At 71.6% G+C, this 24581-nt stretch carries 23 protein-coding genes; 12 read left to right on the top strand and 11 right to left on the bottom strand.

Annotated features, from left to right (window positions below; all coding sequences use genetic code 11):
- Window positions 1-112 precede the first annotated feature (112 nt).
- The 7 genes from F4559_RS22870 to F4559_RS22840 all read left to right on the top strand — a co-directional run bounded on the left by F4559_RS22870 (window position 113) and on the right by F4559_RS22840 (window position 8474).
- The gene (locus F4559_RS22870; protein WP_221447351.1) at window positions 113-1390 is read left to right on the top strand and encodes a sensor histidine kinase; all 1278 of its coding nucleotides are present in this window, start codon (window positions 113-115) and stop codon (window positions 1388-1390) included.
- On the top strand, window positions 1381-2022 hold the full coding sequence (locus tag F4559_RS22865) for a response regulator transcription factor (RefSeq protein ID WP_184671844.1): 642 nt from the start codon (window positions 1381-1383) through the stop codon (window positions 2020-2022). Before F4559_RS22870 ends, F4559_RS22865 begins: the two co-directional genes overlap by 10 nt.
- Before the next feature lie 9 nt (window positions 2023-2031).
- Window positions 2032-2823 carry a DUF4097 family beta strand repeat-containing protein gene (locus F4559_RS36525; RefSeq protein ID WP_184671842.1) on the top strand — a complete coding sequence of 264 codons (792 nt, stop codon included), beginning with the start codon at window positions 2032-2034 and terminating at the stop codon, window positions 2821-2823.
- 124 nt (window positions 2824-2947) lie between these two features.
- Entirely contained in the window at window positions 2948-3886 is a 939-nt protein-coding gene (locus tag F4559_RS22855) for a TauD/TfdA family dioxygenase (protein ID WP_184671839.1), read from the top strand.
- 253 nt (window positions 3887-4139) lie between these two features.
- Window positions 4140-5894: an AMP-binding protein gene (locus F4559_RS22850; protein ID WP_312865781.1), complete on the top strand. Its 1755-nt coding sequence runs from the start codon at window positions 4140-4142 to the stop codon at window positions 5892-5894.
- Window positions 5875-7725, top strand: a complete 1851-nt coding sequence (locus F4559_RS22845) for an AfsR/SARP family transcriptional regulator (RefSeq protein ID WP_184671835.1) — start codon at window positions 5875-5877, stop codon at window positions 7723-7725. The genes F4559_RS22850 and F4559_RS22845 overlap by 20 nt, the downstream gene beginning before the upstream one ends.
- Before the next feature lie 5 nt (window positions 7726-7730).
- Window positions 7731-8474 (top strand): thioesterase II family protein, encoded by a 744-nt coding sequence (locus tag F4559_RS22840; protein ID WP_246446228.1) that lies wholly within the window; start codon window positions 7731-7733, stop codon window positions 8472-8474.
- Window positions 8475-8549: 75 nt separating this feature from the next.
- Here the strand turns inward: F4559_RS22840 and F4559_RS22835 are convergent, their stop codons facing one another.
- Together F4559_RS22835 and F4559_RS22830 are read right to left on the bottom strand one after the other, a co-directional pair.
- The gene (locus tag F4559_RS22835; RefSeq protein ID WP_184671830.1) at window positions 8550-9161 is read right to left on the bottom strand and encodes a phosphoribosylanthranilate isomerase; all 612 of its coding nucleotides are present in this window, start codon (window positions 9159-9161) and stop codon (window positions 8550-8552) included.
- Window positions 9162-9210: 49 nt separating this feature from the next.
- Entirely contained in the window at window positions 9211-9981 is a 771-nt protein-coding gene (locus F4559_RS22830) for a molybdenum cofactor biosynthesis F family protein (RefSeq protein ID WP_184671827.1), read from the bottom strand.
- Window positions 9982-10116: 135 nt separating this feature from the next.
- Here F4559_RS22830 and F4559_RS22825 point away from each other — a divergent pair, with 135 nt between their 5' ends.
- Together F4559_RS22825 and F4559_RS22820 are read left to right on the top strand one after the other, a co-directional pair.
- The gene (locus tag F4559_RS22825; RefSeq protein ID WP_184671825.1) at window positions 10117-10827 is read left to right on the top strand and encodes an SDR family NAD(P)-dependent oxidoreductase; all 711 of its coding nucleotides are present in this window, start codon (window positions 10117-10119) and stop codon (window positions 10825-10827) included.
- An 18-nt stretch (window positions 10828-10845) separates the two neighbouring features.
- Entirely contained in the window at window positions 10846-11307 is a 462-nt protein-coding gene (locus F4559_RS22820) for a GNAT family N-acetyltransferase (RefSeq protein WP_184671823.1), read from the top strand.
- 4 nt (window positions 11308-11311) lie between these two features.
- Here F4559_RS22820 and F4559_RS22815 read toward each other — a convergent pair whose 3' ends face one another.
- Complete coding sequence (locus F4559_RS22815; RefSeq protein ID WP_184671821.1) at window positions 11312-12385, bottom strand: DNA cytosine methyltransferase; 1074 nt, start codon at window positions 12383-12385, stop codon at window positions 11312-11314.
- Between the two features lie 80 nt (window positions 12386-12465).
- Between F4559_RS22815 and F4559_RS22810 the strand changes: the two genes are divergently transcribed.
- A complete protein-coding gene (locus tag F4559_RS22810; protein ID WP_184671819.1) occupies window positions 12466-13416 on the top strand; it encodes a NaeI family type II restriction endonuclease in 951 nt (316 codons plus the stop codon).
- On the opposite strand, the gene F4559_RS22805 is transcribed toward F4559_RS22810, so the two are convergent.
- Window positions 13417-14676 carry a DUF2252 domain-containing protein gene (locus F4559_RS22805; RefSeq protein ID WP_184676117.1) on the bottom strand — a complete coding sequence of 420 codons (1260 nt, stop codon included), beginning with the start codon at window positions 14674-14676 and terminating at the stop codon, window positions 13417-13419.
- Between the two features lie 117 nt (window positions 14677-14793).
- Entirely contained in the window at window positions 14794-15147 is a 354-nt protein-coding gene (locus F4559_RS22800) for an RNA-binding S4 domain-containing protein (RefSeq protein ID WP_312865780.1), read from the bottom strand.
- Window positions 15148-15184: 37 nt separating this feature from the next.
- Here F4559_RS22800 and F4559_RS22795 point away from each other — a divergent pair, with 37 nt between their 5' ends.
- Complete coding sequence (locus tag F4559_RS22795; protein WP_184671815.1) at window positions 15185-15772, top strand: uridine kinase family protein; 588 nt, start codon at window positions 15185-15187, stop codon at window positions 15770-15772.
- Here the strand turns inward: F4559_RS22795 and F4559_RS22790 are convergent.
- Complete coding sequence (locus F4559_RS22790; RefSeq protein WP_221447349.1) at window positions 15742-16398, bottom strand: class I SAM-dependent methyltransferase; 657 nt, start codon at window positions 16396-16398, stop codon at window positions 15742-15744. The genes F4559_RS22795 and F4559_RS22790 overlap by 31 nt on opposite strands.
- A 95-nt stretch (window positions 16399-16493) precedes the next feature.
- Here F4559_RS22790 and F4559_RS22785 point away from each other — a divergent pair, with 95 nt between their 5' ends.
- Entirely contained in the window at window positions 16494-17177 is a 684-nt protein-coding gene (locus F4559_RS22785) for a DUF899 domain-containing protein (RefSeq protein WP_184671811.1), read from the top strand.
- Between the two features lie 40 nt (window positions 17178-17217).
- Here F4559_RS22785 and F4559_RS22780 read toward each other — a convergent pair whose 3' ends face one another.
- The 5 genes from F4559_RS22780 to F4559_RS22760 form a co-directional block, all read right to left on the bottom strand.
- Window positions 17218-18255 (bottom strand): glutathione S-transferase family protein, encoded by a 1038-nt coding sequence (locus tag F4559_RS22780; protein ID WP_184671808.1) that lies wholly within the window; start codon window positions 18253-18255, stop codon window positions 17218-17220.
- Window positions 18256-18359: 104 nt separating this feature from the next.
- Entirely contained in the window at window positions 18360-21335 is a 2976-nt protein-coding gene (locus F4559_RS22775; protein WP_184671806.1) for an amidohydrolase family protein, read from the bottom strand.
- Between the two features lie 71 nt (window positions 21336-21406).
- Complete coding sequence (locus F4559_RS22770; protein ID WP_312865779.1) at window positions 21407-22996, bottom strand: outer membrane protein assembly factor BamB family protein; 1590 nt, start codon at window positions 22994-22996, stop codon at window positions 21407-21409.
- Between the two features lie 232 nt (window positions 22997-23228).
- Window positions 23229-23885 (bottom strand): hypothetical protein, encoded by a 657-nt coding sequence (locus F4559_RS22765; protein WP_184671804.1) that lies wholly within the window; start codon window positions 23883-23885, stop codon window positions 23229-23231.
- Window positions 23886-24006: 121 nt separating this feature from the next.
- Window positions 24007-24522, bottom strand: a complete 516-nt coding sequence (locus F4559_RS22760; protein ID WP_184671802.1) for a discoidin domain-containing protein — start codon at window positions 24520-24522, stop codon at window positions 24007-24009.
- Window positions 24523-24581: the final 59 nt, after the last annotated feature.

Genomic DNA, 24581 nt, shown 5'->3' with positions numbered 1-24581 from the left:
TCCGACTGCGTGTCGTTAAGGCACACCCCCGACTTCACCTGCACCTGGGTACAGCCCCAGAACGGGTACTGGTTGCATGGTCTCGTCTGGAAAGGGCCCGTACGGTGGGACAATGACCGCCGGTGACGTCCGGATGCCCCGATCGGGGGTGCTCTCGACCGTCGTGCGCGAGCCGCTGAGCCGCCGCGCGTGGTTGGCGACCATGCACCTGGCCGTCGGCGCGCCGCTCGCGAGCATCACGGCCCTGGCGCTCGTGGTGCTCGGCGTCGTGAGCGCGATGCTGGCGTTGACGGTGGTCGGCAGCCTCGCCTGCCTGGCCGGGCTGGTCGCGACCGTGGACGCCGCCACGACCGTGCAGCGCACGCGGTTCGCGGCGTTCCTGGAGATCGGCATCCAGGTCGCCCGCCGCGACCCGCCCGACGGGTCGTCGACCCGCCGGCTCATCGCGCGCCTGCGCGAACAGCTCACCTGGCGTCGGGTGGGCTACCACCTGCTCGCCGGTCTGCTGGCACCGCTGAGCGCCGCGGTCGTGCTCGGCTCGTGGGTCGCGGGCGTGGTGCTGCCGTTGTTCGCGGTCGTGCGGTTGGTCGACGGCGATTACGAGCGGTCGACGGGACCGGTCGGCCTGGGGCTGCTCGGGCTCTCGCTGCTGTTCGCCGCGCCCTGGGCGGCGTTGGGGCTGTCCGCACTGGACGTCCTGCTGGCCCGCACGCTGTTGGAGCGCAGCGCACGCGACGTGCTCGCCGAGAAGGTCGAGTCGCTGGTGGAGAGCCGGGCCGGCCTGATGGAGGCGGCCGACGCCGAACGCCGGCGCATCGAGCGCGACCTGCACGACGGCGCCCAGCAGCAGCTCACGTCGCTGGCCATGAACCTCGGCATCGCCCGGCAGACGTTGCCGGACCTGGAGGAGCCGGTCCGGTCGGTGATCGTGTCCGCGCACGAGGACGCCAAGTCCGCGCTCGCCGACCTGCGCAACCTGGTCCGTGGCCTGCACCCGGCCGTGCTGGACGAACGCGGCCTGGACGCGGCGCTCGCCGGCGTGTGTGCCCGGTCACCCGTTCCGGTACGCCTCCGGGTGGACGTGGACGTACGACCATCGGCGGGAATCGAGGCGATCGCGTATTTCGTGGTGTCCGAGAGCCTCACAAACATTGCGAAGCACGCACAGGCGAAGAGCGTGGAGGTGTCGGTGCGCACGGTGGGGGGACGCGCGGTGGGGGGACGGCTGTCGGTCGAGGTCGTCGACGACGGCGTCGGCGGCGCGGTCGAACGCGACGGCTCGGGCCTGCGTGGCCTGCGGCAGCGGGTCGCCGCGGTCGACGGTGCGCTGGTCGTGGACAGCCGGCCGGGCCGCGGCACGACGATCCGGGCGGAGCTGCCGTGCGTGTGATGATCGCCGAGGACTCGGTCCTGCTGCGCGAGGGGCTCATCCGGCTCCTGGCGCTGGCCGGGCTGGAGACGGTCGCCGCGGTGGGCGACGCCGAGGCGCTGCTCAAGGCCGTCGACGCCGAACGGCCGGACCTGGTGATCACGGACGTCCGGATGCCGCCGGACTTCCGGGACGAGGGTCTGCGCGCGGCGCTCGTGCTGCGCCGGTCGTGGCCGGACCTGGCGCTGCTCGTGCTCTCGCAGTACGTGGAGGAGCGGTACGCCTCCGAGCTGCTGTCGACCTACAGCACCGGGGTCGGCTACCTGCTCAAGGACCGGGTCGCGGACGTCGGCGAGTTCCTCGACGCGGTGCGCCGGGTGCTCGACGGCGGCACGGTGCTCGACCCGGACGTGGTCGCGCAGTTGCTGGTCAAGCACCGCCACCAGCCCCTCGACCGGTTGACGCCGCGCGAGTCCGAGGTGCTCAGCCTCATGGCCGCCGGCCGGTCGAACTCCGGGATCGCGAAGGCCCTGTCCGTGAGCGAGAGCGCGGTGGCCAAACATGTGAACAGCATCTTCGGGAAACTGGACATCCCGATCAAGGACAGCGACCACCGCCGGGTCATCGCGGTGCAGCGGTTCCTTCAGGGGTGAGGGGGAGTCGTGGACGAGCGGACAGCCGAGCACCGGGCCGGACGGCCGGTCTGGCTGGTCGCGGGCGCGCTCGCGGTGACCGCCGGTCTGCTGCTCGGCGGGTTGTACCTGTGGGCCTGGATCGGCAACCGGACCGAGTCGCAGCACCAGGTCTACGACCGGGCGGCCGGGCGGGTCGAGGTGGACAGCGGTTCGGTCGACGTGGAACTGGTCGCCGGCCGGTCCGACCGGGTCGTGGTGGACCGGGAGCTGAACTGGTCGTTCGGCCGGCCGACGGTGCGCGAGGTGTGGGACGGCTCGACGTTGCGGATCAGCGCGCGCTGCCCGTCGAGCCCCCGGCTGCCGGGGTGCTCGGTGCGCTACCGGGTCGAGGTGCCGGCCCGCGTGGCGGTCGACGCGCGGACCTCGTCGGGTGTGCTGTCGGTCGTCGGGTTGACCGGGGACCTGCGGTTGACCACGACGTCCGGGCGGATCACGGCCGACGACGTCGGCGGCGCGCTGTGGGCCCGGGTCCAGTCCGGTGACCTGGTCGGTTCGGGACTGCGTACCGACTCGATCGACGTGGCCGCCACGTCGGGTGGCGCGGACCTGCGGTTCGCGGAAGTCCCCGACCAGGTCAAGGCCAACGTGCGTTCGGGTGATTTCGTGATGCGGGTCCCCCGCGGCGGCGGGCCGTTCGCGGTCCTGCTGAGCGTGGAATCGGGCACCCGGATAGTCGACGTGGAGCAGAACAGCACCGCGTCCCGCAAGATCGACGTCGAATCGCGTTCGGGGGACGTTCGGATTCAGTACACGGAATAGACCTGATCACTCCAGCGTAGTGTGAGTATAGCGCCGGCTGCCATGATCGCGGTGGTCGCCGGGGTGATCCTCGGATGGCCTTGGGAAAAACCCTCACGGCATTTCCGGGAATGGGGTAACACACATGAACACCCGTCTCACTTGGGCGCCGGCCGAGATCGGACCGTCGGACGTCGGCGCGCGGCCGACGGCGGCCGGGCTGATCGAGTACCTGGAGGGTGCGACCGACCTCGACGAACGGCTCGTCGCGGAGAAGGCGCTGGTTTTCCGGGGATTCGGCGTGACCGAGGACACGATCGCGGGGGTGATGGACCGACTGCTGCCCAACCGGCTCGCGTACGTGCACGGGAACTCGCCGCGGACCAAGGTCGGCTCGAACATCTACACGTCGACCGAGTACCCGCCCGAGTTCACGATCTCCATGCACAACGAGCTGTCTTACGCGCACTCGTGGCCGTCGCGCCTGCTCTTCTGCTGTGTCCTGGCCGACATGACCGGTGGCGCGACGCCGGTCGTCGACGCGCAGCTGTGGCTGGAGTCGCTGGACGACGACGTGCGCGAGGCGTTCGCGGGTGGCGTCCGCTACACCCAGAACCTGCACGGCGGGTTCGGCCTGGGCAAGAGCTGGCAGGACACGTTCGAGACCGACGACCGCGAGGTCGTCGACGAGTTCCTGCGGTCGACCGAAGCGACCTGGCAGTGGCACGACGACGGCGGCCTGCGGGTCAGCCAGCTGCGGCCGTCGACCACGAAGCACCCGGTCACGGGCGCGGAGGTGTGGTTCAACCAGGCCGACCAGTGGCACTACGCGACGCTGGGCGACGAGACCGCCAAGGCCATGGCCGAGGTGCTGCGCGCCGAGGAGATGCCGCAGAGCGTGACCTTCGCCGACCACCGGCCGATCCCGGCCGAGTACGTGCTCCAGGTCCGCGACCGCGGCCTGGAACTGGCGGTCGACGTCGACTGGCGGCTCGGTGACGTGCTGCTGATCGACAACCTGCTGGTCGGCCACGGTCGGCGCCCGTTCCAGGGTTCGCGGAGGGTGCTCGTCGGAATGTCCTGAGCACGGCCGGCCGAGTTTTGTGAAAATTGTTCGGCCGGGCGTTTCGGTATAACCGGGTTGGTCCGTCCGGTAGTCACCCGGTGCAATCCCCGTCTGATTCGTGTCGTTGACATCTGCCATTCAGGTGAGTATTTTCCTTGCGGGGAGTCAGGTCTGCCGCGTTCTGCTGCACAGCGTGATCGAGGCGTTCCTGGGATGTTCGTCGACGACTCGTTATCTGACATCCAGGGGGACACGGGTGTACATCCGCCAGATGGTGCGGCGATTAATGGGAGGACCGGCCCGGAACGACCGGGACCGGATCGCAGTGATCGCAGAGGCGTCGGCCGCCGCCGGCGCCGCCACCGGGTCGGAACTGAGCTACGCCGAGTTGGACCGCTCGGCGCGCACGGTCGCCGCGTGGTTGTCCGAGCAGTGTGTTCCGGGCGACAGAGTGCTCCTGCTGAGCCCTCTCGGCCCGGAGATCGTGAAGAATTTTTTCGGTTGCCTGTACGCCGGCGTGGTTCCGGTGGTCGCGCCGGTACCCACCGGCCGTGACCACCACCTCGCCCGGGCGACCGGCATCGCCTTCGACTCGGGCGCCCGCGTGGTGCTCACGGACGTGGGCAGCCTGTCGCCGGTGCACGAGTGGCTGAGCCAGGACGGCATGGAGGAGCTGGTCTGCGTCGCGACCGACGTGGTCGAACTCGGTGATCCGGGCGACCCCGTCGACGTCGTGCGCGGGCCGGCCGACGCCGCCGTGCTGTGCTACGGCTCGGCCGTGGGCGAACTCGTGGCCACGGAGATCGGTTACGCGGCGCTCGAACAGGGCCTGGCGCGCACGCGCGCGGCGTTCGGCGTCACGGCGGACGACCGGCTGCTGAGCTGGTTGCCGCCGGACAACTACACCGGTCTCATGAACGTGTTGACCGCCTTGTCGGCAGGAGCCACGGCCGTGCTCATGCCGACCCGGGACCTCGCGCGGGACCCGGTGCGGTGGCTCGAACTGGTCGACCGCCACCGCGTCACCATCAGCGGCGGCGCGGCGACCGCGTTCGCCCGCTGCGCGCGTGCCGTCGAGGAGCGCCTGCCGACGGGTCTGGACCTGTCGTGCTGGCGCATCGCGTACACGCCGTCGACGTTGCTCGACCCGGCCGTGCTCGGCCGGTTCGCCGACGCGGTGGCACCGCTGGGCTTCGACCCGGCGGCGTTGCGCACGACGTACTGCCTGCCCGAGGCGACGTTCCTGGTCAGTTCGTCGACGCCCGGCCGGGCGCCGGTCGGGACGCGCGTGTCGGCCACGGCACTGGAGGAGCGCACGCTCGTCGAGTCCGAACGCCCCGAGGACCCGGTGCTGGTCGGCGCCGGTCGGGTCGAACGCCTCGACGTGCGCGTGGTCGACCCGGAGTCCGGACGGGAACTGCCCGACCGCCGGGTCGGCGAGGTGTGGGTCCGGGGCAGCGGGCTCGCCCGCGGCTACTGGGGCCACGAGGTCGAGTCGCGGCGCAGTTTCGACGCGCGCCTGGACGACGGTCAGGACGGCTTCGTCCGGACCGGCGACCTCGGCGTGCTCGACGCCGGCGAGCTGTACGTGCTCGGCCGCGCCGACGGCATGCTCACCGTCTCCGGGCGCACCTTGCGCGCGCACGACGTGGAGCGCGAGGTGGCCGAGCGGTTCCCGGGGCTGGGCGCGCACCGGGCCAGCGTGTTCACCGTGCCGGTCGGCCGTGAGGAGGTCGTCGTGGTGCAGGAGGTCGAGCACCACGACCTGGACGAGCTGCGGTCGCTCGCCGCCGCGCTGCGTTCGTGGCTGCGCCGTCGGACCAGGGTCAGGTTCGGCAGCGTGGTGTTCCTCGGACCGGGCATGCCCGCGATCGGCTGCGACCGCGCGCGGCGTGCCCTCATGCGGGACCTCTTCGTGGCACGGGCGGCCGAACCCGTCTACGAGGAGCTGGACGCCGACGTGCGGCGTCGGTACCGCCCTCCGCTCGGGACAGCGAGGAGGAGTCATGTCCGGATCGCGGTCTGAGCGGCGCGGGGTCCGGTTCACGCTGCTCGGCACGGTGGACGTCACCGTGGCGGGCGAGCGGATCGACCTGCGCGCCGCGAAGTTGCGCACCGTCCTGGCCCTGCTGCTGCTCGGCCGGGGCAGCCTGGTGTCCGACTCGCGGATCGCGGAGATGCTGTGGGGCCACACCCCGCCGGTCACCGCCGACGCGCAGATCCAGACCTACGTGTCGAGACTGCGCAAGATCCTCGGCGAGACGTGCACGATCACCCGGCTGCGGCCGGGCTACGTGCTCGACGTGGGCCCGGCCCGACTCGACCTGGTCGAGTTCGAGCGGGTCGCGGCGGCGGGTCGCCAGGCGGCGGCGGCCGGTCGTACGGCCGAGGCCGCCGACCTCTTCGCCCGTGCACTGGGCGAGTGGACCGGACCGGCGTTGGCCGGTGTCACCGACTGCCTCGAAGCGGTCGCGGCACCGGACCTGGAGGAGCGCCGGCTCGTCGTCCTGGAGGAACGCGTCGCGGCGGACATCGAACTGGACCGGCACGGCGGCCTCGTCGCCGAGCTGACCGGTCTGGTCGGGGCCAACCCGCTGCGCGAACGCCTGCGCGGCCAGCTGATGACCGTGCTCGACCGCACCGGGCGCCAAGCCGAGGCGCTCAGCTGCTACCACGAGCACCGCCGCCGGCTGGCCGTCGAGATGGGGATAGACCCCGGCGCCGAACTCCGCGAGATCTACCGGCGCGTGCTCGCGTCGACGCCCGCCAAACCGGCACGGCCGCTGCCGCGCACCCAGCACCAGGTTCCCGCCCAACTCCCACCGGACATCGCGGACTTCACCGGGCGGACGGACCACCTGGCCACGCTGGAGGCGCTGCTGCGGCCCGACCCGGACCGGTCGTCGGCCGCCGCGGCGGTGATCTCGGGGATGGCCGGGGTGGGCAAGACGGCGTTGGCCGTGCACGCGGGACACCGCCTGCGTGCCGGTTTCCCGGACGGGCAGTGCTACCTGGACCTGCGTGGGACGAGCGCACCGGTCCGGCCGCACGACGCGTTGGCCAAGCTGCTCACCGGGCTCGGCGTGCCCGCGCGCGACGTTCCGTCCGATGTGGACGAACGGGTCCGGCTCTACCGCAGCAGGCTCGCCGACCGGCGGGTGCTCGTGGTGCTGGACAACGCGGTCGGCGAGCAGCAGATCAGGCCGCTGCTGCCGGGCAACCCGCAGTGCGGAGTGCTGGTCACGGGTCGGGCGCGGCTGTCGGCGTTGCCCGGCGTGCCCGTGGTCGACCTGGGCGTGCTGTCGCAGGCGGAGTCGTTGGAGTTGCTGTCCCGGATCGTCAGCAAGCAGCGGATCCAGCCGGACCCCCGCTCGGCCGAGCGCATCGCGCGGCTGTGCGGCGGCCTTCCGCTGGCCGTGCGGATCGCCGGGGCGCGGCTCGTGGCGAAACCGCACCTGCGGCCCGTGGAACTCGCGGGCCGGTTGGCCGACCGGGGCCGGCGGCTGGACGAGTTGCAGCTCGCGGACCTGGACGTGCGGGCGAGCGTCGGGTTGAGCTACCGGAGCCTGGGCACGGGCGCGCGCCGGGCGTTCCGGCTGCTGGCCCTGCTGGAACGGGCGACGTTCTCGGTGTGGAACGCGGCCGTGGTGCTGGACGTGACCGTCGGCGAGGCCCGCGAGCTGACCGAACAGCTCGTCGACGCGCGACTGCTGGAAGTGCCCGACCAGGACCGCTACGCGTACCACGACCTGGTCCGCGCGGTGGCGATGGAACTCGTCGCCGAGGAGGACCTGGCGGTCGACCGCTTCGCGGCCCTGCACCGGGCGCACGCGAGCATGGAGTATTCGACGGAGTGATCGAGATGTCCTGGCTGCGCACCTTCACCCCCCGGCCGAACGCCCGGTTCCGCCTGTTCTGCCTCCCGCACGCGGGCGGCGTGGCAGGCGGGTACCGGCCGTGGGTCGACCTGCTGCCGGCGGACGTGGAGCTGGTGGCGATCCAGTACCCGGGCCGCCAGGACCGGTTCGGCGAGCCGTGCGCGCGTTCGGTGGCGGACCTCGCCGCCGGCGCGGGCACGGCCGTCGCCGACCTGTTGTCCGTGCCCTACGCGGTGTTCGGGCACAGCATGGGCGCCACCGTGGCGTTCGAGATGATCCGTTCGTTCCAGAAGGCCGGTGCGCGCCTGCCGGTGCGCATGTTCGCGTCGGCCCGGACGGCGCCGTCGCGGTCGCGCTCGACCGGGGTCGACCCCTCGGACGAGGAGGAGTTGCTCGCCCACATCCGGCGGTTGGGCAGCGCGGGCGGGGCGAGCCTCGACGCGGAGCCACGCCTGCGCCCGGTCGTGCTGCCGAGCCTGCGGGCCGACCTGGAGGCCGTGAACACGTACCGCTTCGCCGGCGGGGAACCGCTGCGCTGCCCGGTGACGGCCATCGCGGGGACCACCGACGCGAGCGTGGAGCGTGCGGACGTCAAGGCGTGGCGCCTGCACACCACGCAGGCGTTCGAGTACCACGAACTGCCCGGTGGCCACTTCTACCTGGAGGAGTCGACGGCGGAACTGGTCTCGCTGGTGGTCTCGACGATCACCGACGCCGTACCGGCCTGACGCGCGAGTCCTCCACCCAGGCACCGCGAGACACGCACTCGGGCACCCCCGATCGGGGGTGCCCGAGTGCGTGTCTCAGGGTGTCCGAGTGGAGGACTCGCGCGCTGCCTTGACGAAGGCGTGCATCAGGGCGTGGTCCTTCACGCCGCGTGACGACTCGATGCCGCTGGACACGTCCACACCCCAGGGACGGGCCTCCGCGACGGCCTCCGCGACGTTCGCCGCCGTCAGGCCACCGGCCAGGAGCCAGTCGCCCGCGGGTCGGGTGGTCAGCGAGGACAGGTCCCAGCGGTGGCCGGAACCGGCCTCGGGGGAGTCGAGCAGGAGCATGCGCTCGCCGAACGCGCCCACGCGGACGTCGGTCTCGGGCGTGAGGGTCACGGCGCGTACGAGCGGCACGTCCAGCGAAGCCAGGTTCTCGAACGCCGACCGCGGGTAGTCGCCGTGGAGTTGGACCGCGCGGATGTCCGACTCGACGGTCAGTCGACGCACCTCGTCGGTCGGGGTCTCGCGGAACACGCCCACGGTCAGCACGTGTGCCGGCACGGCCGCGGCCAGGCGGCGCGCGGTGTCCGGGTCGACCTGCCGGGGACTGCGGCTGAACACGAAGCCGACCGCGTCGGCACCCGCGTCGACCGCGGTCGCCACGTCGGCCTCCGTGCGCAGGCCGCACAGCTTCACGAACATGGTCGAGACGGTACCCGGCGCCGACCCCGGGGGTCGGCGCCGGTCCGCACTACAGGGCCGGGTCGTACTGCTCGGGGTGGATCGTGTCGCTGAGCAGGCGACCGTGCGCGCCGAACGTGAAGTGGGTCGGCGTCGTCCCGGTCTCGTCGAGTCCGAAGAGGACACCGTGCGACCGGGTGCGGTGCACGTCGCGGTGGTCGGCCACGGTCACCGAGGCGCACGGGATGACCTTCTCGCGCCACGTGAACACGTAGATGCCCGGACGCAGCTGCCAGGTCGAGTTCTCGTCGGTGTCGGCCAGTCCCTTCTCGGGGCCCGCCAGGCACTGCCACGTGTACCAGTGCCGGCTGAGGTACACGTGCTCGTACGCGTGCTGCTTGCTGTACACCCACAGCGCGCGGCGGCCGACCAGCGTCAGCGTCGGTGCCGGCTCCTCGCCGGACACGTCGAAGCCCTCGATCGTGGTCGGTGCGAAGTCCTGGGTCACGCGCGGCGTGCCCGACTCGTTGATCGTCGTCGTGACGACCAGTGCCCGGCCCGCGCGCAGGTCCAGGAACAGCGACACGGCCTCGGTCGGCTTCGACCCGGGGTGGAACTGGGTGTAGTAGAGGTCCTCGTCGACCAGGAACGTCTCGCAGTCGTCGACACCGCCCGCCCACTCGACCCGGCCTTCGGTGAACTTCGCCGTGAACCCGCCCGCGAGCACGAACTCGCGGCCGGACAGGTCGCCCACGGTGGGCGCCTTGTTCTCGTCGAAGCCCGGTGCCAGGCCGTCCAGGGGCAGCCAGGTCGAGGTGTCCGACAGGGTGGTCTCGGTCATGGCGTTCCTTTCTCGACGTACCGGCATCCTCGATCGCGTGCGGCCGGTGCGCCAACCGGCGTGCGGTCGGTCGTGCGGCGGTGGACAACGACGGTGCAGTGACCGTCAACACGCGACTTTTCGGCCCGGCGCAGAATGGGTGGCGTGCTGCTGTCGCTCACGGATCGGAAAGTGCTGGTCACGGGCGGTGCGTCCGGGATCGGCCGGGCGTGCGTCGAGGCGTTCCGCGCCGAAGGTGCCCGGGTCGTCGCCCTGGACCGCGCGGGCGGGGCGGACGTCGTGCGCGCGGACGTGACCGACGAGTCGTCGCTGGCGGCGGGCGTCGCGGAGGCGGTGGCGCTGCTGGGCGGGCTGGACGTGGTGGTCGGGTGCGCGGGCATCTCCGGGCCGGTGGGCACGCCGCTGGTCGAGACGTCGGCGGCGGACCTGGCGGCGGTGATCGCGGTGAACGTGACCGGGCAGTTGCTGCTGGCCAAGCACACCTACCCGCACCTGTCCGACGGCGGTTCGATCGTGTTCCTGGCCAGCGACTCGGCGTTCGTGTCCGTGCCGGGGATGGTGCCGTACTGCGCGTCCAAGGGCGCGGTGGTGTCGTTGACGCGGGCGTTGGCCGTGGAGTTCGACCGTGTTCGGGTGAACTGCGTTTGTCCGTCCATTGTGGATACTCCGATGGCACGTGGCGACCTGGGCGACGAGGCTTTGGACGACGCGGCGTTCCCCGTGCAGACGGCCGAGGAGGTCGCGCGCCAGGTGCTGTTCCTGGCGACGCCGTTGTCGCGTGCGGTCAACGGCCAGGCGCTGCTGGCCGACTTCGGCTACTCGGCACGCTCCGCGTTCCCCGCCTGACCGGTTACCTTCGACCGGGTGCGGACCGAGCGCCTGACCCTGGACCCGGTGACGATGGCGGACCTCGCCGAGTTCGTCGCCCTGGACCGCGTCCTGCGTCCCGACGCCGACCCGACCCGTTCGGCCGGGTACCTGGCGGCGTTCGTGGAGACGTGGCGCACGGGCGACCTGGGCTACTGGACGATCAGGCTGCGCCGGGAGGTGATCGGCTTCGGCGGTGTGCAGCCGAAAAAGCGATCCGGACCGCCGGCCTGGAACCTCTACTACCGCCTGCACCCCGACCACCGGGGCCACGGCTACGCGACCGAGATGGCGTGGGCCGCCGTGGCCGCCGCCCGGGAAACCCGCCCCGAGTGGCCCGTCCTGATCGAGACCCGGCCCGACAACGCACCGTCGATCGCGCTGGCCGGACGCCTGGGCATGACCCGCGAGCCCGATCACGAGGGTTACGCGGTGTTCGTGCTGCCCGCGATCGCGTGACGGTTCAGGCCAGTGGTGCGCTGTCGCGGGTCCGCGACCAGCTGCCCTCGATCGCGGCGTCCAGCGCGGCCGGGTCGAGCGTGCGACCCAGCGCGGCCGCGAGCACGTGTGCGGCCAGCCGCGGCGGGATGGCGTTGCCGATCTGCTGCGCGATGTCACCACCCGACCACGGGTAGTCCACCGGGAACGTCTGGAGGCGCCCGGCCTCGCCGAGGGTGAACCGGGGCAGCTCGGCGCCGTCGGGCGACACCAGCCGGTTGCGCGAGACCTTGCCCGTCACCGTCGCGGAAGGTTCGTCGGACGTCCGACGCCCGCGCGCTTTCGGGTCACCGCCTGTGCCGTAGTTGGAGATCACGACGAACGGGTGGTCACGCCGCAGCGCGCTGCCCATGGTCTCCCAGGGACGCAGGTCGGTGGTGGCGGTGCGGGGGATCCCCTTGCGGTAACCGTGGTGGGTGGGCCGGGGCAGTTCGGGCTGCCGGTCGCGGCGGGCGATCAGGATCGCGCGCCGGCGGGTCTGGGGAACGCCGAACTCCTCGGTGTTCAGGATGCCGCAGACGGCCCGGTAGCCGATGCCCTCCAGCGCCTCCTTCATGGCTTCCCACACCGGCAGGACGGCCGGGACCTGCTCGAGCACGATCGCCTCGAACGGCCGGCCCAGCCGGTCGGCCGCCAACGCCCAGCGCAACGGCTCCAGCACCAGGCCGGTGCGTTCGTCGTCGAGCTTGGCCAGGTCGTCCGCGACCCGGTCGTCCCCGGCGGCCATCCGCTTGACGAAGCCGAGGACCTGGTCGAGCGCACGTCGCCCGGCGCCGCCGCCGGCGACCGTGTAGGTCTGGCACGGCGGCCCGCCCGCGAGCATCGTGGCCTCGGGGAAGTCCGCCGGGCCGAACGCGCGCACGTCGTCCGGTCGCGTGGCCAGGCCGGCGGCGGTCCGCGTCGCACACGCGTTGCGATCCCACTCCACGCCGTGCACCGACAGGCCCAGCCAGTGCGCCGCGACGTCCAGCCCACCCGGTCCGGCGAACAGGTCGACCATGTGCACCCGGCCGGACGGCAGCGAGGGAGAGGAGGACATGGCAGCGGAGTTTAGAGGGTGGGTCCGACAGTCGGCGCGACGCACACCGGGCACGACACCGCGGCGGATACCGTCATGAGGTGACCGACGACACCGCACTGTTCGCCCTCGATCCCTCGGAGGACGCCGTGCCGCCGGGCGGCGGGACGGATCCGGGGCTGGAAGCCGTCGTCGCGTGGTTCCGGTCGGTGCCCGGCATGGTCGCCACGTTCGGCGAGGTCCTGCGGCAGTCGCTCGACGAGGTCCTGGACGGTCAGCGCACCGGCAGGTACGACGTCGACCTGCTGGAGAAGACCGAGAAGACCTACCTGGGGACCAAGGTCGAGATCATCATCCGGCACGCGTTCGCCCTCGACCGGGGCACGCGCATGGACTACCGCGTCGCCGGGCACGACCTGGACTCGAAGTTCTCGGTGCGCGGTACGTGGTCGATACCGACCGAGGCGCTCGGGCACCTCTGCCTCCTGTCGGCCGCGGTCGACCGCAAGGGCACCTTCGACGTCGGTGTCCTGCGCATCACCGAGGACGTGCTCAACAAGGGACGGAACAAGGACCAGAAGACGACCATCACGGCGGCGGCGCGGTCGCGGATCGTGTGGCTGGCCGAGCGGGCACCGCTGCCGGAGAACCTGCTACTCGCCCTCGCCCGGCCGGACGTCGACGCGATCATGGGGCAGGGCTCCGGACAGCAGCGCGTCAACGAACTGTTCCGGCGGGTGCGTGGTCGACTGATCCCGCGTACGGCCGCGGTGACCGTCGCCCGGCAGGCGGACGGGCTCAAGCGGGTCCGTGAGGCGCGGCGGCAGTTGGCGCCGGAGGGCATCGTGGTGCTCGGCCACCAGAACGAGTCGCCACGTGTCGCCCGGAGCCTGGGACTTCCCGTGCCGGACAAGGGGACCTTCGTCGCGGCCCGACTGGTCGCGGTCGATCCGGACCGGGACGATCGCGAGGTCGTCGTGATCGCCGGCCGTGCCTACGCGGTCGCGCTGCCCGGGGAACCCGTCGAGCCGGCGCCGCCGGTCTCGTGCTGATCAGTGGGCCGTCGCGCTCAGCCCGTTGATGTGGCCCGAGCGGAAGGCGTCCACGAACAGGCTGTGGTCGGTGCGGGTGCGGGCGGCGTACCGGTGCGCGAAGGCGACCAGGTCCTCGGTGAACTCCTCGTCCCGGCCGCCGACGACCGCCGCGATGGCCTCCTCGCACTGGAAGTCCACGAGGGTCTGGTCGGAGTCCTCGTCGGACACGCAGTGCATCTTCGCGGTCGCGTGGCCCAGGTGCTCCAGGACCGGGAGCATGTCCGCCGGTTCCGTGAGGTCCGACCAGTCCAGGTCGGCCTCGTACGGGGAGAGTTCGGCGACCACGTAGCCCACGCCGTCGATGCTCGTGTGCCCCAGCCACGGGTCGGAGTGGGCCTGGAGCGCGCGTTGCGAGACGGCCGTGCGGTGGCCGTGGTCGGTGAAGTACGACCGGATCCGGTCGTCGTGGACGATCCGGCTCGGCGCGGCGACGTTCGCCTGCTTCATCGACAGCACGACGTCGTTCTCCAACGCCTGGGTCCGACCTTCCACCAGCACGTTGTACGCGTGCAGCCCCGCCGACCCGATGCCGAAACCGCTGCGTCCCACCATGTCCTTCACCGCGTAGCTCAGGCTGCGCGTCGACCGCTTCCCGCTCGGGATGGTGTCCAGGTAGCGATCGAACGCGTCCCGCACCCGGTCCCGGGTGGCGGCGTCCAGTTCGTGCGTGCCGCTGCGGTCCAGGCGGAAACGGCGGTCGTGGTCGACGATCGTGGTCTTCTCCGCGAGCAGGTCCACGCGTCTGGCCAGCCGCGCCCGGCACAGCACCCGGTGCAGGAGGCCGGTCGTGTTGTCCAGGCGCAGGCTGAACAGTTCGTCGCCGGGGTGTTCGGCGAACTTGCGCACCTGTGCGACATACGCCTTCACGTACGTCCGGACCAGGTGGGCGATCGTGTCGTCCGGGAAAGCCTTGTGCCAGCCCAGCAGTGCCAGGCTCGCCACGAACCGGCGCAGGTCCCAGGTGTACGAACCCAGGTACGCCTCGTCGAAGTCGTTGACGTCGAACACCAGCGTGCCCTCGGAGTCCATGTACGTGCCGAAGTTCTGCGCGTGCAGGTCGCCCTGCACCCAGATCCGGGACGTGCGCTCGTCGGTCCAGTCGTCCGGTTCGTCCGCCATGTCCGCGTAGAACAGGCACGCGCTGCCCCGGTAGAACGCGAACGGGTCGGCGGCCATCTTGCGGAACTTGTGCCGGAACGCGCCGGGGTCGGCGGACATCAGGTCCGCGAACGCGTCGCGCAGCACCTCGACGATGCGGTCACCTCGGGCGTCCACGGACGACTCCTCTCTCGGGCGGTCCTGCCCAGTCAAGCCGAAGGCGGTGAACGGCGGGTGTCATCGCGTCCGGAAGCGGTCCAGCTCACGTCGTTCCCGTTTGGTCGGACGCCCGGCACCCCGGTCGCGCTTGGCCACCGGGACCTCGGGCGGTGGCTTCGGGGTCCGGTCCAGGAAGCACGTCACCGCGTCGGCGGCACCGACGCGCTTCTGGATCACCCGGACGACCTCGACGATCCTCGTGGTGTCGCCGACCCGCGCCCGGACCTGGTCGCCGGGCACCACGGTGCTCGCGGGCTTGGCCGGGCGGTCGTTGATGCGGACGTGCCCGGCCCGGCAGGCCGCCGCGGCGTCGGGCCGGGTCTTGGTCAGGCGGACCGCCCACAGCCAGCGGTCTACTCGGGTGGACTCCACGCCACCCATCATCCTCCGCGTGCCTAAGGTCGGGGGAATGGGGACTGTGGAGTGGTTGGCCGCGTGGGCGGCACAAGCCGGGGGACGGGTCGTGGTGGGGATCGACGGGCCGGGTGCCGCGGGGAAGTCGACGTTGGCCGCGGCACTGGCCGCCGAGCTGGGCGCCGTGGTCGTGCACACCGACGACTTCCACCTGCCCTCGGCGGAGCGGGTGGGGAACGGCTACGACCTGGCTCGGCTGCGGGTCGAGGTGTTCGAGCCCGCGGCGGTCGGGAAAACGACGCGGTACCGCCGTTACGACTGGCCCGACGACCGGTTGGCCGACTGGGTGCAGTTGCCCGGTGACGTGCCGTTGGTCGTCGAAGGGGTGTACAGCACGTCTTCGGCGGTACGGGGCTTTTGCACCACGACCGTGTTCTGCCGGGCCTCGCCCGAGGTGCGGTTGAGCCGGGGCCTGGCCCGGGACGGCGAGGCCGCGCGGTCGCGGTGGGTCGACGAGTGGATGCCCGCCGAGGACCGGTACTTCGCCGCCGAACGGGTCGAGGAGGCGGCCGACGTCGTGGTCCTCGGCGAGCACGGCGAGTTCCGGGTGATTCAGTCCCGGCGTCCGGGGGGAGCGTCGTAGACGAGCGTGTAGCGCCAGAACAGGCGACGTCGGATCCGGGCACCCGGCAGCTCCCGCCCGGCCGCGGCCCGGATCTCGGCCAGGGTCTCGGACGCGACCGCGGTCGGCGCCGTCATGTGTGGCGGCGGTGCGTCGGCGCAGGCGGGGTGTCTGAGCAATCCCACGACGGGGTTGGCGAGGACGGCGGGCAGGTCCACGAGCAGTCGCGGGGACCTGTCGTCGCGGTAGCAGCCGACGACCACGAGCCGTCCGCCCGGCGTGAGGCTGTCCCGCAGTTCACGCAGGGTCGGTTCGAGCGGGAGGTGGTGCAGGACCGCGACGAGCGTGATGGCGTCCCACCGCCGCTGCCGGTCGCGCGCGGCGAAGTCGGCTCGCTCGACGGTGATCCCGGACCGGCCGGCGAAGCGTTCCGCCGCCACGCGCGCGGTCGCGGGGTCGGGTTCGAGCCCGGTGACCGTGGTGGCCCGGTGGCGTAGCCGGGCGACGAGGTTGCCCGTGCCGCAGCCGACGTCGAGCACGTGCCGCGCGCCGGACGCGGCCACCCGACGGGCGACCCACGGGCCGTAGTGGTCGTTGTGGCTCCAGGGGTGTCGCCGGTTGAAGCGTTCGAGACGGGTCAGCAGCACGACGCCATTGTGCGGGAGTTTGCGCGGCGACGGCACGGGTACGGAATTGCGCAGTAGGCCCGCGCGGGTCGTTCCCGAGGGGAAGGAGTGGTCGCGTGTGGACGCCGCCCGTCGTGTCCGTCGAGGAGTGGGACGCCGCCCGGGAAGTGCTCCTGCGCAAGGAGAAGGAGCACACCCGGGCCAAGGACGCGTTGGCCGCCGAGCGTCGTCGGCTGCCGTGGGTCCGGGTCGGGAAGGAGTACGCCTTCGAGGGACCGCGGGGACGTGTGGGTCTGCCGGACCTGTTCGAGGGACGGCGTCAGCTCATCGTCTACCGGCATTTCTTCGAGCCGGGGGTCGCCGACTGGCCCGCGGGCGGGTGCAGTGGCTGCGCGCTGTTCACCGACAACCTCGGCCACCTCGCGCACCTCAACGCCCGTGATGTCACGTTCGTGCTGGTCTCCGCGGCTCCGCAGGCCGACATCGCGCGGTACCGCGCCTGGATGGGCTGGGCCGGTGTGCCCTGGTACACGACGCTCGACGACTTCTCGGCGGACTTCGGCGTCGAGGAGTACTTCGGGCTCAACGTCTTCATCCGCGAGGGCGACGCGGTCCACCGCACCTACTTCACCAACGGGCGCGCGGCGGAGCAGATCGGCACCGTCTGGAGCCTGCTCGACCTCACCCCGCTCGGCCGCCAGGAGGAGTGGGAGGACTCGCCGGCGGGCTACCCGCAGGAGCCGCCGTACCGGTGGTGGCGCCGCCACGACGAGTACGGCACCGCCGAGGACGCCGGCTGAGCGGCGGGCGTCAACCCAGGAGATCTCAGCCCGGGAGATCTCAGCGCAGCGGGGTGTGGGCCGGGTCGACCCGTTCCGACTCGCGCACGGGACCCGGTGGCGTGCCGGTGCCGAAGGGGCTGCCGCCCAGCGCCTCGCGGCCGTGCGGGCTCGTCCAGTCCGACAGGTCCGGCCCCTGCGGCACGATGCCGGTCGGGTTGATGTCCCGGTGCACCACGTAGTAGTGCTCTTTGATCTGCGCGAAGTCGACCGTGTCGCCGAACCCGGGGGTCTGGAACAGGTCGCGGGCGTAGCCCCACAACGCGGGCATCCCGCTGAGCCGGTCGCGGTTGCACTTGAAGTGGCCGTGGTACACCGGGTCGAAGCGGACCAGCGTGGTGAACAGCCGCACGTCCGCCTCGGTGATCGTGTCGCCCACCAGGTAGCGCCGACCGGTCAGCCGTTCCTCCAGCCAGTCGAGCGCGGTCCACAGCCGACCGTACGCTTCGTCGTACGCCTCCTGGCTCCCGGCGAAGCCGCAGCGGTACACGCCGTTGTTGACCTCGGTGAACACCCTCCGGTTCACCTCGTCGATCTCGGCGCGGTGCGCGGCCGGCAGCAGGTCCGGGGCACCTTCGCGGTGGTGGTCCCGCCATTCCGTGGAGAAGTCCAGGGTGATCTGCGCGAAGTCGTTGGTGGCCACCGCGCCCGTGGTCGTGTCCACGATCGCGGGCACCGTGATGCCCCGGGGGTAGTCCGGCTGCCGCTTGAAGTACGCCTCCTGGAGTCGGGAGATGCCCAGCACCGGGTCCTTCCCGCCGGGGTCCAGGTCGAACGTCCACGAGCGGGCGTCGTGGGTCGGCCCCGGCAACCCCAGCGACAGCACGTCCTCCAGGCCGAGCAGGCGCCGGACGATGATCGTGCGGTTCGCCCACGGGCACGCGCGCGCCGCGATCAGGCGGTAACGGCCCGGTTCGACCGGGTAACCCTCCGCGCCGTCCTCGGTCACCCTGGTGGTGATGTACCGGCTGTCGCGGGTGAACTCCTTGCCCTTGACCGAGTACTTGCCGCCTTCGCCGTGCTCCGGGTGCTCGCTCACGCCGTCGAGCCTACGCGGGTCGGTGCCGTCGGCCACTCGGCCGACGGGCACCGACCCGTCTTTCGGAAGGACGGGAGGCGTGCCGCAACGCCTCCCGTCGTGGTCTAGCCGCGGAACGGTCCGAGCAGCTCGTCGACGGTGAACAGGCGGCCGTGCTTGAGCACCGACCGCACGTTCGCCAACACCCCGACGTCCTTCGACGGGTCGCCCTCGACGAACGACAGGTCGGCCAGCTTGCCCACCTCGACGCTGCCCAGGTCGGCCTCCACGCCCAACTGCCGCGCGGACAGCAGGGTCGCGGACTGGAACGCCTGGAACGGGCTCAGCCCGTACTTCGCCAGCGCCCGCAGGTTCAGGTGCAGTGCCAGCGCCGTGGTGTCCAGCGGCGCGTCCGTGCCCGCCAGGATCACCCCGCCCGCGTCGACGATCTTCTTGACCACCTGCACCTGCCGCCGGGCCTGCTCGGCGTTGCCGTCGAGGAACCCGCACGGGCCGCGCCCCTGCGCGCACAGCAGCTTGGCGTTGAGCACCTGCTTGTCCTGCGGCGTGAACAGGGCCCGCACCCGCGGGTCGGTGACCAGACCCGGGTCGTCGGCCAGCAGCGAACTCGCCGCGAAGATGGTGGTGCTGAACGGCATCTTGCTCTGCCCGGCAAGCTGGAGCACGTCCTGGTACGGGCCGCCGAGCGACGAGTCGCGGGCGAACCCGAAGCCCCACTTGGACGGGCCCGCGATGTGCTCCTTCATGTCGACGCCGTGGCCGACGGCCGGGTACAGGTAGTGCGACGTGGTCGGCACGCCGAGCTTGTGCGCCTTGCGCGCCACGGCCGCCTGCCACTTGACCGGGAACGTCTCGTAGGTCTTGACCAGGTCGTACCCGAGTTCGCGCACCCGGGTCCACTCCAGCTCCAACTGCTGCTCGGTGCGCACCGGGCGGGCGAAGTCCCAGCCGACCTGCGGGCCTTCGAGCATCTCGCCGGTCGCGAACAGGCGCGGGCCCAGGCGGGCGCCGGAGTCCAGGGCCTCGCGGTCCTCGACCGACCGGTAGGCCGGGTCGCCGGTGGACCGGGTCGTGGTGATGCCGTAGGACAGCAGCAGCCGGCCCTGCCGGTCGCCGAACGACTTGGCCTTGATCTGCTGGTGGTTGTGCATGTCGATCAGGCCGGGCGTGACCGTGTACTTGGAGGCGTCGACGTAGGTCCACCCGGCGCGTCGGGGACGGTCGCGGTGCGGTTCGATCGCCACGATCCGGCCGTCGACGACGACGATGTCCACGTTCTCGCGTGGCGTGGGGTCGCGCCCGTCCCACAGCTTCCCGGCGTGGATCACCTTGCGACCGGTTTGGTTGTCGCGCTGGAACGTGAGGTCCTGCGGGACGTCGGTGGTCCGACCGGCCAGCGTCACGGTCTTGAGCCGGCCGTTGTTCAGGTACAGCACGGTGTTCGAGTCGCCCGCCCAGGTCGGCGCGTCGCTCGCCTCGGTGGTCAACCGGCGCGACGCACCGGTCGGCCGGCCGTTGGGCGCGGTCGCGGTGACCCACAGGACGCCGTCCTGGGAGAACACGGTCCACCGGCCGTCCGGCGAGATCACCGGACCGTCGTCGCCGCGCGTGGAGATCGACGTGCCGGGGGAGAAGGTCTGCTGCGCGCCGGACGCCACGTCCAGCACGAGGATGTGGTTGGCGTTGTTCACCGACACGGCCTGGACCAGCGCGGTGCCGTCGCCGGACCAGCTCACGCGACCGGGCGCGTTCTGCGGCCCGAGTACGCGGGTCTGCATGCCGGACGCGAGGTCGACCGTCCAGGTCTGCGCGTTGTTGTCCTGGTAGGCCAGCCGACGCCCGTCGGGCGAGAACGCGGGTCCGATCTCGCTGCCGGTCCCGGAGGTCACGCGGCGCTCCGCGTTCGTGGCCAGGTCGCGCACGTACAGGTCGACGCTGCCGCCCTTGTCCGACGCGTACGCCAACAGCTTGCCGTCCCGCGACCACGCCGGGTCGGTCTCGTAGAAGTCGTCGTCGGTGAGCGCCTTGGCCTTGCCGCCGACCGGCAGCAGGTACAGGTCGTTGAGCGCCTTGAACGCCACGGTCCTGCCGTCCGGGGACAACGCGGGCGACACGATGCCCTTGACCCGCTGCGGATCGCGCGAGTCGAAGTCGTACTTCTTGCGCGGGTAGTCGTCACGCGCGATGGTCAGCGTGGCGGCGAACGGCACGCCGACGGTCGCGCCCGAGGCGACGTTCGTCCGGTAGATCTTGCCGTCGGCGCCGTAGACCAGTTCGTCCTTGGACGTCCAGCGCGCCGGGAAGGGGAAGACGTCGGCGAACGCGGCGACCGGTCGCAGCGCGCCGTTCTCCCAGACGGACAGCGTGCGCCCGCCCTGACCGGTCCGCAGCACGGCCAGCCGCTTGCCGTCCGGCGACCACGAGGGCGCGGCCAGGAAGCCCTGCCCGCCCGGGATGACGACGGTGCGCGTCCGGCTCGCCAGGTCCAGGTTGCGGACCTCGTTGCCCGCCAGGTAGGTGAGCTGCCTGCCGTCGGGGGTGTAGGTCGGCGCGCTCTCGTCGACCGGGTCCGTGGACAGCAGTTCCATCGCGCCGGTCCGGGCGTCGATCTGCCACAGGTCCTTGGCGCCGTCCGGTCCGGTGGCGTAGGCGATCTTGCGCCCGTCCGGCGACCAGGCCGGCTGCACGGCGTCGAACGGGTTGTCCGACAACTGCCGGACGCCGGTGCCGTCGGCCTTGATCGTGGCGATCCGGGACCGCCCGTCGGCGAACGACTGGAGCGCGATGGTCGAGCCGTCGGGGGAGAACGTCGGCCAGAACGGGTCGAGGAAGTCGTCGGCCAGCGGCTTCGCGGTGCCGCCGGCGGCGGGCACGGAGAACAGCCGGCCCTGGAGGTCGAACACGAGCGTGCCGTCGCGGGGTGACGCGGCGACGGCGAGGTTGGTGCCCTCGGTGACGGTGATGTCGGTGGTGGTCCGCTTCGGTGCCGCCGCGGTCGCGGGCGACGTCACCGGCACGGCGGCGACCAGCACGAGTGCCAGCGCCAAGCCGCCGAACCGCCGGTGATTCGGGGTTCTCATCACACACTCCTCGGTCGGGCGGGTCGCGGAACCGGACACGGGGACGGTGCCCGGTTCCGCGACGACGTCGGTCAGAGTCCGAACGCGAGCAGGACGTTTCCGTGGTCGCTCGGGTAGCCCGGCCAGTAGCCGGACTGGACGTAGAGCATCCCGTTGGACACCACCGCGCCGCCGCCGCCGGACAGCGAGCTGCCGGTGCCGGTCAGGCCGTTGACGCCGGTGAAGTCGCGGACGGTGTCGTACTCCCACAGGACCTTGCCGTCGCGCGAGTCGTAGACCCGCATCTTGCCGTCGACACTGCCCTCGTAGAGCAGGCCGGGACTGGTCGTCACGGCCGGGGTGTGCGCGAGCTTGCACACGGTCGGGAACTTGGCCGCGCCGCCCTTCGTGCAGCCGTCGGCCGGGTTGGGCGTCTGCCAGACGATGTCGCCCTTGGTCGGCTCCAGCGCGTAGACGACGCCGGGATTGCCCCAGTTGGTCGCCGCGTACACGCGGGTGCCGTCGAAGCTGCTGCCCCACTGGATGCCGGACAGGCCGCCGCCGGGCATCGGCACGGAAAGCTGCCGCCGCCACTGCACCGCACCGGACTTGGCGTCGAACACGTGGTACACGCCGCTCTTCTGGCCGACGCCGACGAGCGTGCGGCCCTTGACGCGCAGGATCGTCGGGGTGGCGCCGATGTCGTAGTCGAGCGCGGTGCCGTCCTTCTGGCCGGGGCAGTAGCCCTCGTTGTCCGGGATGCCGCACAGCAGACGCCACGTGTCGGCCTTGGTCACCTGCTGCTTCCACCGCACCGCGCCGGACTTGGCGTCGAGGGCGAGCAGGGAGTCGAAGTCGCCGGTCGTGCCCGTGTAGAGCTGGCCGGTGCCGACGTAGAGGGTGCCGGTGCGCTCGTCGAGCACGGGCGAACTCCACACGCCGGCGCCGGAGGGCTCGTACTTCGCCACGCCGTTGGGCCAGGTGCCGGTCTCCTTGGGCTCGGGCGTGGTCCAGTAGCGCCACGCCAGTTCGCCGGTGTCGGCGTCGAACGAGTCCAGGTGGCCGCGGAACGTGCAGCACGGGTACTTCGGGTCGAAGGTGACGTTCTCCGAGCTGGACGCGCCGACGTAGATCCGGCCGTCGTGGTACAGCGGGGAGCTGGTGTGCATGCCGGAGGCGTGCGTCTCGGTGTCCTTGGCCCACAGCACCTTGCCGGTGCGCTGGTCGAGCGCGTAGAGGTAGCCGCGGCTGTCGCCGAAGTAGACCTTGCCCCGGGCCACGGCCGGCGCGTCGGTCACGGCGGCGCCGGGCTGCGCCGGGTCGACGGAGGCCAGGTCGAACGTCCACCGGCTCGCGCCGGTTTTCGCGTCGAGGGCGTGGAACTTGCCGTCGGGGCTGCCGAAGAAGATGTCGCCGCCGACGACGGCCGGCTGGCTTTTCGCCGGGAATGGGCTCTTCGGATAGGCGAAAGCCCACTTCAACGTGAGTTTTCCGGCGGTGCGCGGCGTGATGCGGTGTTCGGTTGCCGCGAACCGCGATCCGCCTTTGTCCCCGGTCAAGGACGACCAATCGCCGATCCCGTGCGGGCGGGGTTGTGCGGGCGCTGTCGCCGTGCCGACGAGCAGCAGCGCGGCAGCGCCGACCAGGGCGAGTGCACTGCGTTTTCCAACGGGCACAGGCACTTCCACTCCTTTCGGTGGGCGGCCTGCGACTCACCGTACCGAGCCGTCCCCGAAAAGCGATGCGCCAAGCGAACCAATTCGAAACAAGACGCGGGAATGTGTTCGGTCAATCGCCCGCAATACTATTAAGTGGGGTGCGTGGTGATTGTCGCGCGCGATCGGGTCTTATTCCGGGACTGCTCGAATACCGCTGGTCCGGCGGCACCGGGGCACCGCCGGACGGCAGGCGGGTTCAGTAGGCGAAGACCTGGATCTCGTTCACGCGGGTGTAGATCGGCTGGTGGGAGGGTCCGACCTTGGCCAGGATCTTGACGCCGACGGTCTTGCGCGGCGCGAACCACAGGGACACCTTCGAGGAGGTGTTGTAGTTGTACGTGCGGACGGTGTCCCACCAGCCGCCGCTCTCGTGCAGCACCTGGACGTCGAAGTCGCGCAACGGGTAGCCGTCGGACGTGTAGACGACGATGCGGCCGACGGAGCGCTGCTCGGACCAGCGGACGAAGACCCACTCGGGGTTGGTCGTCGGCGACCGGCCCTCGGCGTTGGCCCAACTGTGGTCGCCGCCGAGGGTGGTGGCGGTGTCGCCGTCGTTGACCTTCGCGGCCGAGTAGCCGGGGAACGTGGACGACGCCTGGGCGACGCCGCCCCGGGCGATGTTCTCGTCGGGCACCGGCGGCATCGTCGACGACGGGACGGACGACGACGTGGGTGGCGGTGTCGTCGACGACGAGGACGGCGGCGTCCACATGGTCGGCGTGGACGCGATCTCGGCGAGGCCGGGCGTCCCGGCGGTCGGGTCGGCCACGGCGGCCGGGGCGAGCGCGATCACGACGGCGAGGCCGAGGAGGGCGAGGGCGGCACGGAGTGGTCTTGGCACAGGGGTGCTCACCAGGGGTCCTTTCGGAGTGCAGGGTGGTGCCGGGGCAAGTCCGCCCCGGTGGGAAAACCCTGCCGTGCCGCCCTCGCGGCGCACACCGCCGATTTGGGTAAGAGTGTTTACGACCGATCGGTCAGCGGTTCCAGACCTGGATCTCGTTCACGCGCACGTGGCCGGGCTGGTGGTCCGGTCCGTGCTTGGCCAGCACGCGGACGCCGACGACGTCGCGGCGGCGGTCGGCGAACTCGACGGACGTCGCCTGGTTGCCGGTCACGGTCTCGACCGTCTCGTAGTCCGACTCGTCCTCGAAGAGGATCTGGAGGTCGAAGTCGCGCAGTTCGTAGCCGTCGGTGGTGAACACGACGATCCTGCGCACGTCGCGCGGCCGGTCGAGTTCGACCTGCACCCACTGCGGGTCCAGTGGCGGGTAGTCGACCAGCGCGTTGTTGCACCAGCTGTGCGCGGCGCCCAGCGTGGTCGCCGGGTCGCCGTCGTTGACCTTCGCCGCCGCGTAGCCGGGGAAGGTGGAGGACGCGGTCGCCTCGCCGTCGGGCGCGTAGTTGCGGTCGGCCGCCGAGGCGACCCCGGCCGAGGCGGTCAGCAGGAAGAGGACGCCGAGCAGGATTCCGAGCGGTCTTCGGACGGTCATCGTCACGGTCCTTCCGGGAAACCGGGGTGGACGACCTGCCCACCCCGGCTCCCGAACAT

The sequence above is a fragment of the Saccharothrix violaceirubra genome (assembly GCF_014203755.1).
GTDB lineage: Bacteria > Actinomycetota > Actinomycetes > Mycobacteriales > Pseudonocardiaceae > Actinosynnema > Actinosynnema violaceirubrum.
The sequence above is the reverse complement of the archived record's forward strand: the minus strand, read 5'-3'. Positions and strand labels throughout refer to the sequence as shown.